The organism is Sulfitobacter sp. JL08 (assembly GCF_003352045.1).
Lineage (GTDB): Bacteria > Pseudomonadota > Alphaproteobacteria > Rhodobacterales > Rhodobacteraceae > JL08.
In genome coordinates, this window is sequence record NZ_CP025815.1 from 3581805 (window position 1) to 3596464 (window position 14660).

Annotated in this window: 14 protein-coding genes and 2 riboswitches; of the genes, 6 read left to right on the top strand and 8 right to left on the bottom strand. The window is 58.4% G+C overall.

What is annotated here, in order from left to right:
• Positions 1-3 precede the first annotated feature (3 nt).
• The 3 genes from gcvH to C1J05_RS17635 all read right to left on the bottom strand — a co-directional run bounded on the left by gcvH (position 4) and on the right by C1J05_RS17635 (position 2261).
• Positions 4-363 (bottom strand): glycine cleavage system protein GcvH, encoded by a 360-nt coding sequence (gene gcvH / locus C1J05_RS17625; protein WP_114871394.1) that lies wholly within the window; start codon positions 361-363, stop codon positions 4-6.
• Positions 364-394: 31 nt separating this feature from the next.
• Positions 395-1519, bottom strand: a complete 1125-nt coding sequence (gene gcvT, locus C1J05_RS17630; protein ID WP_114871395.1) for a glycine cleavage system aminomethyltransferase GcvT — start codon at positions 1517-1519, stop codon at positions 395-397.
• A gap of 92 nt (positions 1520-1611) precedes the next feature.
• A riboswitch (glycine riboswitch) is annotated at positions 1612-1689 on the bottom strand.
• Positions 1690-1778, bottom strand: a riboswitch (glycine riboswitch). It abuts the riboswitch before it with no gap.
• Positions 1779-1799: 21 nt separating this feature from the next.
• The gene (locus tag C1J05_RS17635; RefSeq protein WP_114871396.1) at positions 1800-2261 is read right to left on the bottom strand and encodes an RrF2 family transcriptional regulator; all 462 of its coding nucleotides are present in this window, start codon (positions 2259-2261) and stop codon (positions 1800-1802) included.
• An 85-nt stretch (positions 2262-2346) separates the two neighbouring features.
• On the opposite strand from C1J05_RS17635, the gene C1J05_RS17640 reads away from it, so the two are divergent.
• Positions 2347-2943 carry a gamma-glutamylcyclotransferase gene (locus C1J05_RS17640; protein WP_368073716.1) on the top strand — a complete coding sequence of 199 codons (597 nt, stop codon included), beginning with the start codon at positions 2347-2349 and terminating at the stop codon, positions 2941-2943.
• 48 nt (positions 2944-2991) lie between these two features.
• Here C1J05_RS17640 and gltX read toward each other — a convergent pair whose 3' ends face one another.
• Complete coding sequence (gltX, locus tag C1J05_RS17645; RefSeq protein WP_114871397.1) at positions 2992-4317, bottom strand: glutamate--tRNA ligase; 1326 nt, start codon at positions 4315-4317, stop codon at positions 2992-2994.
• 69 nt (positions 4318-4386) lie between these two features.
• The gene (locus tag C1J05_RS17650) at positions 4387-4815 is read right to left on the bottom strand and encodes a DUF1801 domain-containing protein (RefSeq protein ID WP_114871398.1); all 429 of its coding nucleotides are present in this window, start codon (positions 4813-4815) and stop codon (positions 4387-4389) included.
• Between the two features lie 106 nt (positions 4816-4921).
• On the opposite strand from C1J05_RS17650, the gene C1J05_RS17655 reads away from it, so the two are divergent.
• Positions 4922-5842: an MBL fold metallo-hydrolase gene (locus C1J05_RS17655; protein WP_114871399.1), complete on the top strand. Its 921-nt coding sequence runs from the start codon at positions 4922-4924 to the stop codon at positions 5840-5842.
• Positions 5843-5884: 42 nt separating this feature from the next.
• Here C1J05_RS17655 and C1J05_RS17660 read toward each other — a convergent pair whose 3' ends face one another.
• Entirely contained in the window at positions 5885-7216 is a 1332-nt protein-coding gene (locus C1J05_RS17660; RefSeq protein ID WP_114871400.1) for an NAD(P)/FAD-dependent oxidoreductase, read from the bottom strand.
• A gap of 123 nt (positions 7217-7339) precedes the next feature.
• Here C1J05_RS17660 and C1J05_RS17665 point away from each other — a divergent pair, with 123 nt between their 5' ends.
• Positions 7340-7585, top strand: coding sequence for a TFIIB-type zinc ribbon-containing protein (locus tag C1J05_RS17665; protein WP_114872424.1), 246 nt, complete (start codon positions 7340-7342; stop codon positions 7583-7585).
• Between the two features lie 21 nt (positions 7586-7606).
• Here C1J05_RS17665 and C1J05_RS17670 read toward each other — a convergent pair whose 3' ends face one another.
• Positions 7607-9265: an NAD+ synthase gene (locus tag C1J05_RS17670; protein WP_114871401.1), complete on the bottom strand. Its 1659-nt coding sequence runs from the start codon at positions 9263-9265 to the stop codon at positions 7607-7609.
• Positions 9266-9422: 157 nt separating this feature from the next.
• On the opposite strand from C1J05_RS17670, the gene C1J05_RS17675 reads away from it, so the two are divergent.
• Entirely contained in the window at positions 9423-10817 is a 1395-nt protein-coding gene (locus tag C1J05_RS17675) for an MORN repeat-containing protein (RefSeq protein WP_114871402.1), read from the top strand.
• A gap of 27 nt (positions 10818-10844) precedes the next feature.
• Here C1J05_RS17675 and C1J05_RS17680 read toward each other — a convergent pair whose 3' ends face one another.
• Positions 10845-11510, bottom strand: coding sequence for an SDR family NAD(P)-dependent oxidoreductase (locus C1J05_RS17680; RefSeq protein WP_114871403.1), 666 nt, complete (start codon positions 11508-11510; stop codon positions 10845-10847).
• Between the two features lie 338 nt (positions 11511-11848).
• Here C1J05_RS17680 and C1J05_RS17685 point away from each other — a divergent pair, with 338 nt between their 5' ends.
• Both C1J05_RS17685 and C1J05_RS17690 read left to right on the top strand, forming a co-directional pair.
• Complete coding sequence (locus C1J05_RS17685; protein WP_114871404.1) at positions 11849-13423, top strand: 2-isopropylmalate synthase; 1575 nt, start codon at positions 11849-11851, stop codon at positions 13421-13423.
• A gap of 188 nt (positions 13424-13611) precedes the next feature.
• Positions 13612-14640, top strand: a complete 1029-nt coding sequence (locus C1J05_RS17690) for a rod shape-determining protein (RefSeq protein WP_205388988.1) — start codon at positions 13612-13614, stop codon at positions 14638-14640.
• Positions 14641-14660 lie beyond the last annotated feature (20 nt).

The following is a 14660-nucleotide window of genomic DNA, read 5'->3' on the forward strand; positions in this document are numbered from 1 at the left end:
AGATCAACTGATGAAGGCCTTGTAGGCTGCTTCATCCATATAGTCGTCCAGTTGCGACGGGTCCGCGACGGTCATCTTGAAGAACCACGCCTCGCCTTCCGCATCATCGTTTACCTTGCCCGGTTCATCGGTCAGAACCTCGTTCACTTCGGTAATCTCTCCGTCCAGCGGCGCAAGAATATCCGATGCGGCCTTGACGCTTTCGATCACGACGATCTCTTCGTCTTTGGTGATCGCACGGCCGACTTCGGGCAATTCCACAAACACAACATCGCCCAGTTGTTCGGCGGCGTGTTCGGTGATGCCAACGACGATCTCGTCGCCGTCCTGACGCAGCCATTCATGTTCTTCGGTAAACTTCATTTGGTCGTTCTCCTGCTGGTGATAGTTGTGTTTAACGTTTGAAACCCGCCGCCACAAAGGGCAGTTTGACAACCGCTACCGGCAGGCGTTTGCCCCGCACATCGCCGTAAACGGTTGTGCCGGCTGCGGCGTTTTCGCGGTTCAGCATGCCCATGGCAACGGGGGCCTGCACACTGGGGCCAAACCCGCCAGAGGTGACAGTCCCGATCTGAACATCGGATGTTTCATCGGCGAAAAGCGCGACGCCGCTGCGCATGGGCGCGCGCCCCTGCGGTGACAGACCGACGCGCACGGATGGCGACGGCGTTTCGAATTCGGCAAGTATCACATCGGCACCGGGAAATCCGCCTGCCCGCGCACCGCCCGCGCGGCGCACCTTTTGGATGGCCCAAGTCAGAGCGGCAGATGAAGGTGTGGTGCCAGCATCCATATCCTGTCCGTAAAGGCACAGACCGGCCTCAAGCCGCAGGCTGTCGCGCGCACCAAGACCTATGGGCGCAACCTCTTCCATCTCCAGCAGGGTGCGTACCAGGGGTTCGACATCGCCCTGATCAACCGAAATTTCGAACCCGTCCTCGCCCGTGTACCCCGATCGGGAGGCCCAGACGGCAATTCCGTTCAGATCTAAAGGCGCGGCATCCATGAACCGCATGTTGGCCGCAGCAGGATCCAGACGGGCAAGTGCAGTTTCTGCCTTCGGGCCCTGCAACGCGATAAGAGCGCGATCCTCCAGAACCTCGATCATGATATCAGCAGGCAAACCCGCCCGCATCAGTCGCAGATCGGTTTCCTTACACGCGGCATTGATCACGACAAACAGATCCTGACCACGGCGCGCGAACATCAGATCGTCTTCGATCCCGCCCTTTTCATTGGTAAAGAACCCGTAGCGTTGCCGCCCGTCTGCCAATCCCAGAACATCCACCGGCGCCAGCGCTTCGAAGGCCAGGGCAACCGCATCCCAGGACGCTCCGCGCAACAGCACCTGACCCATATGGCTGACATCGAACAGGCCTGCGGCACTGCGCGTGTGCAAATGTTCCTGCATGACGCCCATCGGATACTGCACCGGCATCGCGTATCCGGCAAAGGGCACCATTTTTGCACCCAGTTCCACATGCAGATCAAACAAAGCCGTATGCAACAAATCCGACACGCCAAAACTCCCCCTTTTTGTGTGCCATTGGCTGTCTGGAAAACCCCGAACATACCGGCACCTGATCGCCAGCCCTTGTGGGTCTGACGCCTGATGCCCCCTCTGTCCTGTTGCCTGAGATCGTTATCCCTTCGGCGGGCGCGCAAACGCCACTCTCCAGAGTCTGTGTTTTGGTTGAAACGGTCCTTTAGGCCTGAGAGTTTCCGGGGCGGTTGCTCCTTCGGCATCGGCGCTGCGCCGATTCTCCCGTTTCAATAGGGTATACGGTAGTATGCAACATTCACGCTGACAAGCGGTCTTGATTGCATTGCGATGGATTCAGCATCGCGATCAAAGCCTCGTTGCCACACACCAGCCCGTCCAGCGTCACGTCGTCCAGTTCCGCAAAGAACGCGGCAGCGGCCTTTGTCAGGGCCTCTCTCAGTCGGCAAGCATTGGTAAAGGGGCATGTATTGTCGGCATCGGCAAAACACTCGGCAATCGGTATGTTGGCCTCGACACTGCGAAACACATCACCGATCCGGATATCGCCCGGCGCCTTGGCAAGACTTAAGCCGCCATTGCGCCCCCGCTGCGTATGCAAATATCCCAGCTGACTGAGTTGGTTGATCACTTGCGCAAGATGGTTTTCTGAAATGTTGCAGCAGGTCGCGATCTGGTTTTTTGTAACCAGCTTGCCGGGGTGGGCTGCGCAATACATCAGCAATCTGACGGCTATGTTGGTTCGTTTGGTTATCCGCACGCGCGTTCACCTGTTGCCATTCGGTACAATACCTTGGCACAGTCCGCCCGAAACAGGTTTGACCTATATCAAGCGCCCTATTTTTATGACACACATGCCTCCTCCCTATTTCTTCGGTTACGGTTCTCTGGTGAACCGGACCACGCATGATTACGGCAATCCGACCCGTGCAACGGCACAGGGCTGGCGGCGTCTGTGGCGCCATACGGGCAAACGCCCGGTTGCCTTTCTGACCGTGGTTCCTGATCCGTCTTGCAGAATAGACGGGCTGATTGCATCTGTTCCCGGGGCAGACTGGGCCGCGCTGGATGCCCGCGAATGGGCCTATGATCGTGTCGCCGCATCCGATCAGATCAGGCACGACCTTGATCACCGGCCAGCCATCCATCTTTACACCGTCGCGCCTGACCAGAACCACGCGCCCGATACCAGGCATCCGATCCTTCTCAGCTACATAGACGTGGTCGTTCAGGGCTATCTGACCGAATTCGGCGTCGAAGGCGCATTACGGTTTTTCGAAACGACCGATGGATGGGAGGCCCCGATCCTGAATGACCGCGCCGCGCCGGTCTATGCCCGCCATCGCAGCCTGACAGACTTTGAACGCCGCTTCGTCGATCAGAATCTCGAAGCTCTGTCGGCGCGCATTGACCGGCCAGAAGGCTTGAGTCCAAAACGCTAGATTGGCTGGTTTCCGCCAAAGGCCGGATAAACGTTTAGCCAGCCCGGGCTATTTGCGGCGGGGCGGGTTTTGCAGCAAAGGCATCAGTTGCGACATATCCGGTCCGTGCGCCTGTCCGGTCAACGCCTTGCGCAACGGCATGAACAGACCGCGCCCCTTGCGACCGGTCGCGTCTTTTACAGCGGCGGTCCAGCTGCCCCATGTGTCAGGCGTGTAGGGCAAAGGCGGCAACATCGACAGCGCCGTGTCGACAAACTCCGCATCTTCCGGATCGATATCCGGTGTGGCTCCCTTCGACAGCATGTCCCACCAGCTTTCAAGATCGTTCAGCGTCGTGATGTTGTCCTTGACCACGTCCCAGAAAGGCTCTGCAAGATGGGCCGGTACACCGATTTCGGCAACCTGTTCCGCGACGGCGTTGAACGGCTGCGCCTGCAAATAATGGGCGGTCAGCGGCAACAGGTCATCGGCATCGAACTTGGTCGGTGCGGACCCGAAATGGCTGATGTCAAAGCCATCGATCAACTGGGACATATCGGTGCGGATTTCAACGGGATCGGACGATCCAAGCCGGGCCATCAGGCTCAGCAGCGCCATCGGCTGGATGCCGCGCTCACGCAGGTCGCGCAGCGCCAGTGTGCCCAATCTTTTGGACAACGCTTCGCCCTGCGGCCCCGTCAGCAACGAATGATGTGCAAACCGCGGCGGCGTTCCGCCCAGCGCATTGATGATCTGGATTTGCGTGGCTGTGTTGGTCACATGGTCTGATCCGCGCACCACATCCGTGACGCCCATTTCGATATCATCCACCACCGATGCCAGCGTGTACAGAACCTGCCCGTCACCCCGGATCAAAACCGGATCGGACAGGGACGCTGCATCGATCGAAATATCGCCCAGAATGCCATCAGCCCATTCGATGCGTTCATGGTCCAGCAGGAACCGCCACACACCCGGACCACGTTCGGCGCGCAAGGCATCCTTTTGCGCATCCGAAAGGGACAAAGCCGCCCGGTCATAAACCGGCGGCTTGCTCATGTTCAGCTGTTTCTTGCGCTTCAGGTCCAGTTCGGTCGGGGTTTCGAATGCTTCGTAAAAACGGCCTTTTGCGCGCAGTTCGTCCGCAGCCGCGGCGTAGCGGTCCAAACGGTCTGATTGACGTTCCACCCTGTCCCATTCCAGGCCCAGCCATTCCAGATCCCGCATGATCCCATCGACATATTCCTGCTTGGAGCGTTCCGCATCCGTATCGTCGATCCGCAAGATAAACGTCCCGCCGGCCTTGCGGGCGATCAGGTAATTCATCAGCGCGGTGCGCAGGTTGCCAACATGGATGTAACCGGTTGGGGACGGGGCAAAACGGGTAATGGTCATGTGATATCTCCAGCGTCGGCGCTGTCCTGTCACAGGGCATGGGCTTTGTCCAGAAGGCGCGAAACCGCGTTAAGTTGGCGTAACGGGCCAACGCGCATTCAGATTTGCCAGTCCCGCGCCTATCAGTTCGGCCAGAACATCAGTGTCGATATCCGCCAGCTTGTTCACATAAAGACAGGATTTTCCGATCTTGTGTTTGCCAAGGCGGCCCAGAATCTCTGTGAAATCGGCATAACCGGGCATGATATAGATCGACAGCGCCGCCTTGCGCGGCGAAAACCCTGTCGCCAGAAAATCACCTTCCCGACCTGAATCGTAAACATAGTGATAGGTGCCGTAGCCAATGATGGATGTCCCCCACATGCGGGGTTGATACCCGGTAACGCGGCGAAACAGGGTATCCAGCACCTGCGCATCGTTCTGTTTTGCCGCCGGGACAACCCGATCCAGAAAACCCGCGACATCAGTGTCTGACATTTGCGTCTTGTTTCCGGTCATTTGTGAAACCTAGCATAATTGTTTCGTTCGATCACGTCAGCGTTACACTTTGACGACAAAACCTGCACCGACCCTATTTCAAAGCAATCAACAGGAGGACAGTTGAATGACACAGAAAATTACCCGCCGCGCCGCATTGGCCGGTGCCGCCGCCCTGCCCCTTTCCAGTGCCCTTGCCACACAGGCAAGCGCATCGGCCCCGATGATGGGCGCATCGATGGCCCCCTACATGCGGGTCACGTTGGGTGGCTATGACGTGACCACACTATTGGCCGGTACGCGCGCCGTGCCTGATCCGCAGGCGATTTTCGGGATGAACGTGCCCGCCGATGAATTCAATTCGGTTTCGGCTGCCAACAATCTGCCGGTCGATCAGGCCCAGTTCTTTTTCACCCCGACCATTGTGAACACCGGATCCGAACTGGTTCTGTTCGATACAGGCTTATCGGGCGAAGGCACGACCGCCGCACTGGCTGCAGCCGGATACACGCCCGATCAGATCACCGTTGTCGTGATCACGCACATGCATGGCGATCACATCGGCGGTCTGATGACAGGTGACGCACCGACATTCCCCAACGCGCGCTACGTTACCGGAACAACCGAATTCGATGCCTGGGGCAAAGCCGAAAACGAAGGGTTCGAAACCAAAGTGCGCCCCCTGGCCGACCAGATGACATTTCTGGATGATGGCGGCAGCGTGGCCGGCGGCATCACAGCGATGGCTGCATTCGGACATACCCCGGGCCACATGGCATACATGATCGAATCAGACGGCAAACAACTGGTACTTGGTGCGGATTTTGCCAACCATTATGTCTGGTCGCTGGGCTATCCCGACTGGGAGGTCAAATTTGACATGGACAAGGCCGCTGCTGCCGCCACGCGTCGCAAGATGCTGGATATGATGGCGGCCGATAAAATCCCGTTTGTCGGGTACCACATGCCCTGGCCCGCGTTCGGGTATGTCGAAACCCGCGACAGCGGATTTCGGTACGTTCCGCACAGCTATCAGTTGATGCTTTAGGACCAAAACAGCACAAGGCAGGCCCGGACCTGCCTTGTGCCTTCAATACCCGGTTTCCAGCACGGTTTTACTGCCATCGCTGAACCGCGACAGGCGAAAATCGTGCGGATCGACGGTAGGCGGCGCACCTGTAATCAGATCGGCCACAAGCCGCCCCGCCCCCGGCGCGATGCCGAACCCGTGGCCGGAAAATCCTGTCGCAATGTACAATCCGGGCCTGTCTGTAACGGGCGAAATGACCGGGATGGCGTCCGGTGTCACATCAATCAAACCAGCCCAGCTTTGCGCGATTTCGACCCCCTGCAGAAACGGAAATGCGGCGCGGGCAGCAGTCCAGGCATGGTCACGGGCTTTGGCCGACGGCACGGGATCAAGGATGCGACAGGTTTCAAACGGCGACGTGTCGTCTGCCCGCCAGTGGCGTTTCATCCGTGCCTCTTGCCACCAGCGATCCGAAAGCCGAAAGGAAATCGCCTTCCATTCCGCGCGAAGTGCCGGGAAAAACGCCCGCGCAAGGCGGAAACTGTCAGGCACAAGGTCAAACACGTTTTCTTCTCTGGACGCGATGATGTACCCGCCATCGGCATGTTTGCGGAATGCGATTTTGTCGCCTCGAAACGCAACATCCGGCCCGTCCCTGATCGGCGTTGTGCGCAAAACAGAGTTCAGCACCTTCAATTGCGGCAGTTCGATCCCCGCATTGCCCGCAAACAGGCGCGACCATGCGCCCCCCGCCAGCACCACCGCCTGACAACCGATTTCACCCTTTTCAGTCACAACCCCCGACACCGCGCCGGCACTGGTTTCAACTGTCCGCACCGCACAGCCTGTCAGAACATGCGCGCCCGCATCCCGCGCCGCTTCGGCGATGGCAGGTGCCGCCCATTGCGGTTCCGCGCGGCCATCCATCGGCGTTTGCATCGCGCCCGCCAGTTGCATGTTGTTGCGCGGCAACAGACCCTCAAGATCGGCGGCGGACACCATGTGGCACGTCATTTGACGATCTGTCAGATTACGCGTCCAATCCTGATAGCGCGAAAAAATCCGGTCTGAAGAGGCCGCGAAAATACTGCCGGTGCGGGTATAGCCGGTTTTGCGGCCCAATCGCTTGTCCATGCCCTGCCACGCCTGAATGGCAACATCCATAAGGGGAATTTCGCGCGCGTCGCGCCCCGCCATCCGCACCCAGCCCCAGTTCCGGCTGGATTGCTCGGCCCCGATTTCACCCTTTTCGCACAGCGCAACGGAAATGCCCCGCTCGACCAGTTCCAGCGCCGCCATCGCACCGATGATGCCACCACCGATCACCACAACATCAACGCGTTTGGGCAATTGCGTATCACCGATCACAGCGGTTGGAGTGGGGCCGGGCATAGGATGCTGACTTTCAATTGTTTTCGGCAGCTTACACAAGTCTCGTGCATTGAAAATCCGATAAAAACACCCATTTCAAAGACAGGATTCAGTAACTTTTGAACCAAGATGGAGATGGCCCCGATGAAATGCCCGATAGACGATACGACCCTTGTCATGTCTGACCGCAGCGGTGTCGAAATTGATTATTGCCCGACATGCCGCGGGGTTTGGCTGGATCGGGGTGAACTGGACAAGATCATCGAACGATCTGTGCCGCCCGCCGCGCCGCAGGCCGCAGCCCCCCGTCATGAAGAGCAGCGCTATAGCGACAAACCCTATCGCAAAAAGCGCAAGGAAAGCTTTCTGAGCGAGGTTTTCGATTTCTGAGGACGCAGCGAACCTGGCGCCCTAGCTTGGATCGCGCCACCGGTTCGCGATCGGATACCGCCGGTCCAGCCAAAAGGCGCGCGGCGAAAGCCGTGTGCCCGGGGCAGACTGGAACCGTTTGTATTCGCTGATATAGATCAGATGCTCGACCTTTTTGACCGTCTCGCGGTCAAATCCGGCGGCGACGCAATCGGCAACCGATCCGTCCTGATCCACCAGAATGTTCAGGATTGCATCAAGCTCCGGATAATACGGCAGGCTGTCGCTGTCCTTCTGATCTTCGCGCAATTCGGCTGAAGGTGGTTTGTCGATGATACGCGGATCAATCATCACCCCGGACGGGCCCATCATCCAGTCGCGATGGTTGGCATTGCGCCAGCGGCAGATTTCAAAAACACGGGTCTTGTACAAATCCTTGATCGGATTGTAGCCACCCGCCATATCCCCGTAGATCGTCGCATACCCGACGGCGACCTCGGATTTGTTGCCGGTGGTCAGCAGCATTTCGCCGAACTTGTTACTCATCGCCATCAACAAAAGTCCGCGCAATCGCGACTGGATGTTTTCTTCGGTCAGGCCGGGTTCCATCCCTTCAAACAGCGGGGCAAGCGTTTGGGTAATGGCCGCGCGCCCCTGCGCGATCGACACCGTGTCGTAATGGCAGCCCAATGCCGACACGACAGATTTCGCATCATCAAGAGACGACTGCGACGTGTATTCCGAAGGCAACATGACACAGCGCACGTTTTCGGCGCTAATCGCGTCTGCAGCGACGGTGGCCACGATCGCGCTGTCGATCCCGCCCGACAAGCCCAACAGAACCTTTTTGAAACCGGTCTTGCGCATGTAATCACGCAAGGCTTCGACCATGGCGCGGTAATCCTGTTCCAGACTGTCCGGAAACGAGGCGCGCAGCCCTTCGACAATCCGCCACCCCTGATCCGTGCGTTCAAGATCGACATGGGTCACCAGTTGATCGAAAACCGGCAATTGCACGGCCAGTTCCCCGCCGGGGTTCAGCCCGAAAGACCCGCCATCAAACACCTGATCATCCTGACCACCCACCATATTAAGGTAGATCAGCGGCAATCCGGTCTCGACCACCCGCGCCACCATATGGTTCAGGCGGGTTTCGAATTTGCCGCGATAATAGGGCGATCCGTTTGGCACCAGCAGAAATTCCGCCCCCGTTTCGGCCAGTGTTTCGGCCACGTCCTCGTGCCAGGCATCTTCGCAGATCGGGCTTCCGATGCGCGTGTTACCCACATTATACGGGCCGCCCAAAGGGCCAGAATCAAATATTCGCACCTCATCGAACACCGTTTCGTTGGGCAGATGATGCTTTAGCGATTTGCTGGCGATCTTGCCGTTCTTCAGAATGAAATAGGCATTGTAAAGCTTGCGGTTTTCTATCCATGGCCCGCCGATGGCCAGTGCGGGGCCGTCTGCGCATTCTTCGGCCAGAGCTTCGATATGCGCCTGGGCGTGGTTCAGAAATGCCGGTTTCAACACAAGATCCTGTGTGTTGTATCCGGTTATGAACATTTCAGGCAGCGCCACAAGGTCAGCATTTGCTGCGCGCCCCTGTTCCCATGCATCCCTCGCAAGGGCTGCATTGCCTGCCAGATCGCCCACCGTCGGGTTCAGCTGCGCCAGTGTCACTCGAAATCGGTCGGCCATTGTGCCCTGATCCTTCGTTATCTGTGTTGCCCATGTAGCAGATCAGCGCGCAAGGGAAAGCCCGCCGCAACGGTTGATCGGCAAAAGACATTGCCCCGAGCCGCGCAACATCTTAGGTTTTCCCGGCACGTTGCCCGAACGTTAATCAGGACATGACATGAAGCACACGATCGCCACCCTTGTTTTTTGTGCCGCACTTTCCGCGACATCCCTACTGGCGCAGGACGCTGCCGTTCTGACCAAGCAATATGACGATGGGGGCGTTTACGAGGGAACATTCCGTAACGGCCTGCAACATGGCACCGGCACCTACACATTGCCAAACGGGTACGAGTATTCCGGCGAATGGGTCGAGGGCGAGATCAAGGGCAATGGCGTTGCCCGTTTTCCGAACGGCTCTGTTTACGAGGGCAACTTTGCAAAAGGCAAACCGGAAGGGTTTGGCAAAATCACCTTTGCCGATGGCGGCACCTATGAAGGCGAATGGCTGGATGGCGCCATTACCGGCAACGGAATCGCGATCTATGCCAATGGCGTGCGCTATGAAGGATCGTTCCGCAATGCCAAGCACCACGGCAAGGGCGTCATGCAATCACCCGGTGGCTATGAATACAACGGCGATTGGGTCAATGGCGTGAAAGAAGGCATGGGCGTGATCACCTATCCGGATGGTGCCATCTATGACGGACAGATAAAGGCCGGCGAGCGTGACGGCACCGGCACCCTGACGATGCCCGACGACCTGACCTATGTGGGCATGTGGAAATCGGGCCAGATCGAAGGCACCGGGGTGCTGACGCAACCCAACGGCGATGTCTACGAAGGCGAACTGGTCGCCGGACGCCGCGAGGGTCAGGGCAAGGTCACTTACGAAAACGGTGATGTCTATGTCGGCGGCTTTGTCAACGACAGGCGACAGGGTCAGGGCACGTTCACCGGAACCGACGGATACGTCTACACCGGCAGTTGGGTGGCCGGAGAGATCGAGGGCGAAGGCACCGTGACCTATCCGGACGGGTCAGTTTACACAGGCCAGTTCAGCGCCGATCTGGCCGATGGTATCGGAAAGATCACCTATCCGGACGGGTCCATTTATGAAGGATCATGGGTGGCGGGCGTGATCGAAGGCCCGGGCAAGGCAACCTATACAAACGGTGTCGTCTACGAAGGCGAGTTTCTGAATGCGCGCAATCACGGTGTAGGTGTGATGACCTACGCAGACGGCTATCGCTATGAAGGCGAATGGAAAGACGGACAGCGCCACGGCCACGGCAAAGCCACCTATCCTGACGGAACGGTCTATACGGGCGAGTTTGTGGATGGGAAACGTCATGGTCAGGGTGAAATCGTGATGGCTGACGGGTTCAAGTACACCGGCGACTGGAAGAACGGCGAAATCAGCGGACAAGGCATTGCGACCTATGCCAACGGCGATATTTACGAAGGCTCTTTCGAAGGGGGCAAACGTCAGGGCACAGGCACGATGCGCTACTCCACCGGGCAGGAAGCCAGCGGAAACTGGGAAAACGGGGCGCTTACCGACGGCGGCTGACCGCAGTCAGACAGCTGCGTCTGATTTTCACCAGGGCACGCGCTTTCCGGCCCAATCGAAAAACCCGCCGGTGTCGTCCACATTCAATCCGGACACCACACGCAACAGGTTTTGCGCCGCCTCTTGCGCCGGAACCGACGGGTGCCGCCCCAGATATTTTTCTGTAAACGCAGTTTGCACCGTGCCCGGGTGCAGCGTCACACAGATTGCATGCGGGTGCGTCCGCGCCAGTTCGATCGCGCCGGTGTGCACGATCTGGTTCACCGCCGCCTTGGCCGCGCGGTAACTGACCCAGCCGCCGATCTGATTGTCACCGATCGAACCGACACGCGCGGAAAGAACCGCAAAGACGGACCAGCTGTCCTTTGGCAAAAGGCGCATCGCGTGGCGCAGGATCAGGGCCGGGCCGATTGCGTTCACCGCAAACTGATCGGCCATCGCCTTGGCAGAAATGGCGCGAACGGATTTTTCAGGCGCTGCCCCGTTGATTTCAAGCGCACCGGTTGCCACCAGAACCAGATCGTAGGGTTCAGAAAGCCGCTGCAATGCGTCCTCGACAGTTTGCGGATCTGTCAGATCAAACCCGTTTTCAGATCGCGAAAGCGTGTCGACTTCGGTGCCGTTGCCCCGCAATTCTGCTGCGATTGCCGATCCGATTCCGCCGGACGACCCTATGATCAATGTGCGTTTCATAAGGTGCCAGTTAGAAGGTTCAGAGTGTTTATCAACTGCCATCCTGCGGTTCTCGCAAATCTTGCCCGCGCAAAGGGAAAGACCGCATAGCGGGTTTCGGTGCCTCGCATTGCTTCGGCTTTCTGCGAAAACACCTCTTTTATTTTGAATCGACGTGGTTATAACTGCAGTCATGACAGGAAACGGGCATATGCATTCGACAGGCACGCGCATTCGCGCGCTGCGTAATGCTGCCCTACTGATCCTAATCCGCCTCTGAGCGTGCCTTCCGGCGCGCCCGCTCAGAGGAGGCCGACGCGCGCCAAGGAAATTAGGATCAGAACAGAAGAGACCCCAAAATGACTGACAAAACACAACAGGACCGTGTGTTGATTTTTGACACCACCTTGCGCGATGGCGAACAAAGCCCCGGCGCCACGATGACCCATGCCGAAAAGCTGGAAATCGCCGGCCTGCTGGATGAAATGGGCGTCGATATCATCGAGGCCGGTTTTCCCATCGCGTCGGACGGCGATTTCAATGCCGTGTCCGAAATCGCACGAAATGCCAAAAACAGCGTTATCTGTGGCCTTGCCCGCGCCAATTTCGGCGATATTGATCGCTGCTGGGAGGCGGTGAAACACGCCAAGTTCCCGCGCATTCACACGTTTATCGGCACCTCTCCGCTGCACCGTGCCATTCCGAACCTGAATATGGATGAAATGGCCGACCGCATCCACGACACAGTCAGCCATGCGCGCAATCTGTGCGACAACGTGCAGTGGTCGCCCATGGATGCCACCCGCACCGAAGAGGATTACCTGTGCCGGGTTGTCGAGATCGCGATCAAGGCCGGTGCCACGACCATCAATATCCCCGATACGGTCGGCTATACCGCACCCATCGAATCCGCCGATCTGATTCGGATGCTGATCGAAAAGGTACCGGGCGCGGATGCGGTGGTGTTCGCCACCCACTGTCATAATGATCTGGGCATGGCGACAGCCAATTCGCTGGCCGCCGTCGAAGGCGGCGCGCGGCAGATTGAATGTACCATCAACGGTTTGGGCGAACGCGCCGGCAATACCGCGCTGGAAGAAGTCGTGATGGCGCTGAAAGTGCGCAATGATATCATGCCCTATCAAACCCGGATCGACGCCACGAAACTGATGAACATCAGCCGTCGGGTGGCGGCAGTGTCCGGTTTCCCGGTGCAGTTCAACAAGGCAATTGTAGGCAAGAACGCCTTTGCCCATGAAAGTGGCATCCATCAGGATGGCATGCTGAAGAACGCGGAAACCTTTGAAATCATGCGCCCCGAAGATGTGGGCCTGACCGAAACCAACATTGTGATGGGCAAACATTCCGGACGCGCCGCGTTGCGGTCCAAATTGCAGGATCTCGGGTTTCAACTGGGCGACAACCAGTTGAAAGACGTGTTCGTCCGGTTCAAGGAACTGGCAGATCGCAAGAAGGAAATCTACGATGACGACCTGATTGCCCTGATGCGTGTCGGCGATGACGCCGAAAACAACCGTTTGCAGATCAAGTCGCTGCGCGTGGTGTGCGGTACGGATGGTCCGCAAACTGCCGATCTGACAATGATCATTGATGGCGCCGAGCATAGCACAACCCAAACCGGCGACGGCCCCGTGGATGCATCTTTCAAGGCCGTCAAGGCGTTGGTCCCGCACGAAGCGCGCCTGCAACTTTATCAGGTGCACGCGGTCACCGAAGGTACCGACGCGCAAGCCACGGTGTCTGTCCGCATGGAAGAAGACGGGCGTATCGTGACCGGTCAGTCGGCGGATACCGACACCGTCGTGGCAAGCGCGCGCGCCTATGTCCACGCGCTGAACCGGCTGCTGGTGCGACGCGAAAAAACCGGGCCCGGTGCCGACAAACGGGAAATCAACTACAAGGACGTCGGGTAAGGCCGGCGCCACACCGGTAAGCGGCGCGGACTGCCCTGTGTATTTGGGCAACTTCGTGCCGTTGCCCTTGCAAACAACCCTTTCACCGGACAGGTGCGAGGCCTATACAGACATGGCCCCCCGGGCCTGACTCGGGGGTCCACAAGAAAAACAAGCAGGATGACAGGCGTATGTCGTGGTTGGGTAGAATGAGCGGTCTCTTTTCGTCGGATATGGCGATCGATCTGGGGACGGCAAACACACTGGTCTATGTCAAAGGCCGCGGCATCGTGCTGTCCGAACCTTCGGTTGTCGCGTACCACATCAAGGACGGCGTCAAGAAGGTGCTGGCCGTTGGCGAAGATGCCAAGCTGATGCTGGGCCGCACCCCCGGTTCGATCGAAGCGATCCGCCCGATGCGTGAAGGCGTGATTGCCGATTTCGACACCGCCGAAGAGATGATCAAGCATTTCATCCGCAAAGTGCACAAACGATCCACGTTTTCCAAGCCCAAGATCATCGTATGCGTCCCGCATGGCGCAACACCGGTGGAAAAACGCGCGATCCGTCAGTCTGTTCTAAGCGCAGGCGCCCGCCGCGCCGGATTGATTGCAGAACCCATCGCAGCCGCCATCGGGGCCGGCATGCCGATCACGGATCCGACGGGCAACATGGTCGTCGATATTGGCGGCGGCACCACCGAGGTTGCAGTGTTGAGCCTTGGAGACATTGTTTATGCCCGTTCTGTCCGCGTTGGCGGCGACCGTATGGACGAAGCGATTATTTCCTATCTGCGGCGCCAGCAGAACCTGCTGGTCGGGGAATCAACGGCGGAACGGATCAAAACCACAATCGGCACCGCACGTATGCCCGATGACGGGCGGGGCACATCCCTGCAAATCCGCGGCCGTGACCTGTTGAATGGCGTGCCCAAGGAAATCGAAATCAGTCAGGCACAGGTGGCCGAGGCACTGGCCGAACCGGTTCAGCAGATCTGCGAAGCGGTGATGACAGCGCTGGAAGCGACCCCGCCCGACCTTGCCGCCGATATCGTCGACCGCGGCGTCATGCTGACCGGTGGTGGCGCGCTGCTGGGGGATCTTGATCTTGCCCTGCGCGAACAGACAGGACTGGCCGTATCGATCGCCGACGAAAGCCTGAATTGCGTTGCATTGGGCACTGGCAAAGCGCTGGAATACGAAAAACAGCTGCGCCACGCGATTGACTACGACAGCTAACCCAACCACCCTTTGGCATC

Bases quoted from the DNA above. Each gene is read 5' to 3' on its own strand.
- gcvH (WP_114871394.1), bottom strand. From the start codon at position 363: ATGAAGTTTACCGAAGAACATGAATGGCTGCGTCAGGACGGCGACGAG.
- C1J05_RS17640 (WP_368073716.1), top strand. From the start codon at position 2,347: ATGACACACATGCCTCCTCCCTATTTCTTCGGTTACGGTTCTCTGGTG.
- gltX (WP_114871397.1), bottom strand. From the start codon at position 4,317: ATGACCATTACCCGTTTTGCCCCGTCCCCAACCGGTTACATCCATGTT.
- C1J05_RS17650 (WP_114871398.1), bottom strand. From the start codon at position 4,815: ATGACCGGAAACAAGACGCAAATGTCAGACACTGATGTCGCGGGTTTT.
- C1J05_RS17655 (WP_114871399.1), top strand. From the start codon at position 4,922: ATGACACAGAAAATTACCCGCCGCGCCGCATTGGCCGGTGCCGCCGCC.
- C1J05_RS17660 (WP_114871400.1), bottom strand. From the start codon at position 7,216: ATGCCCGGCCCCACTCCAACCGCTGTGATCGGTGATACGCAATTGCCC.
- C1J05_RS17665 (WP_114872424.1), top strand. From the start codon at position 7,340: ATGAAATGCCCGATAGACGATACGACCCTTGTCATGTCTGACCGCAGC.
- C1J05_RS17670 (WP_114871401.1), bottom strand. From the start codon at position 9,265: ATGGCCGACCGATTTCGAGTGACACTGGCGCAGCTGAACCCGACGGTG.
- C1J05_RS17675 (WP_114871402.1), top strand. From the start codon at position 9,423: ATGAAGCACACGATCGCCACCCTTGTTTTTTGTGCCGCACTTTCCGCG.
- C1J05_RS17680 (WP_114871403.1), bottom strand. From the start codon at position 11,510: ATGAAACGCACATTGATCATAGGGTCGTCCGGCGGAATCGGATCGGCA.
- C1J05_RS17685 (WP_114871404.1), top strand. From the start codon at position 11,849: ATGACTGACAAAACACAACAGGACCGTGTGTTGATTTTTGACACCACC.
- C1J05_RS17690 (WP_205388988.1), top strand. From the start codon at position 13,612: ATGAGCGGTCTCTTTTCGTCGGATATGGCGATCGATCTGGGGACGGCA.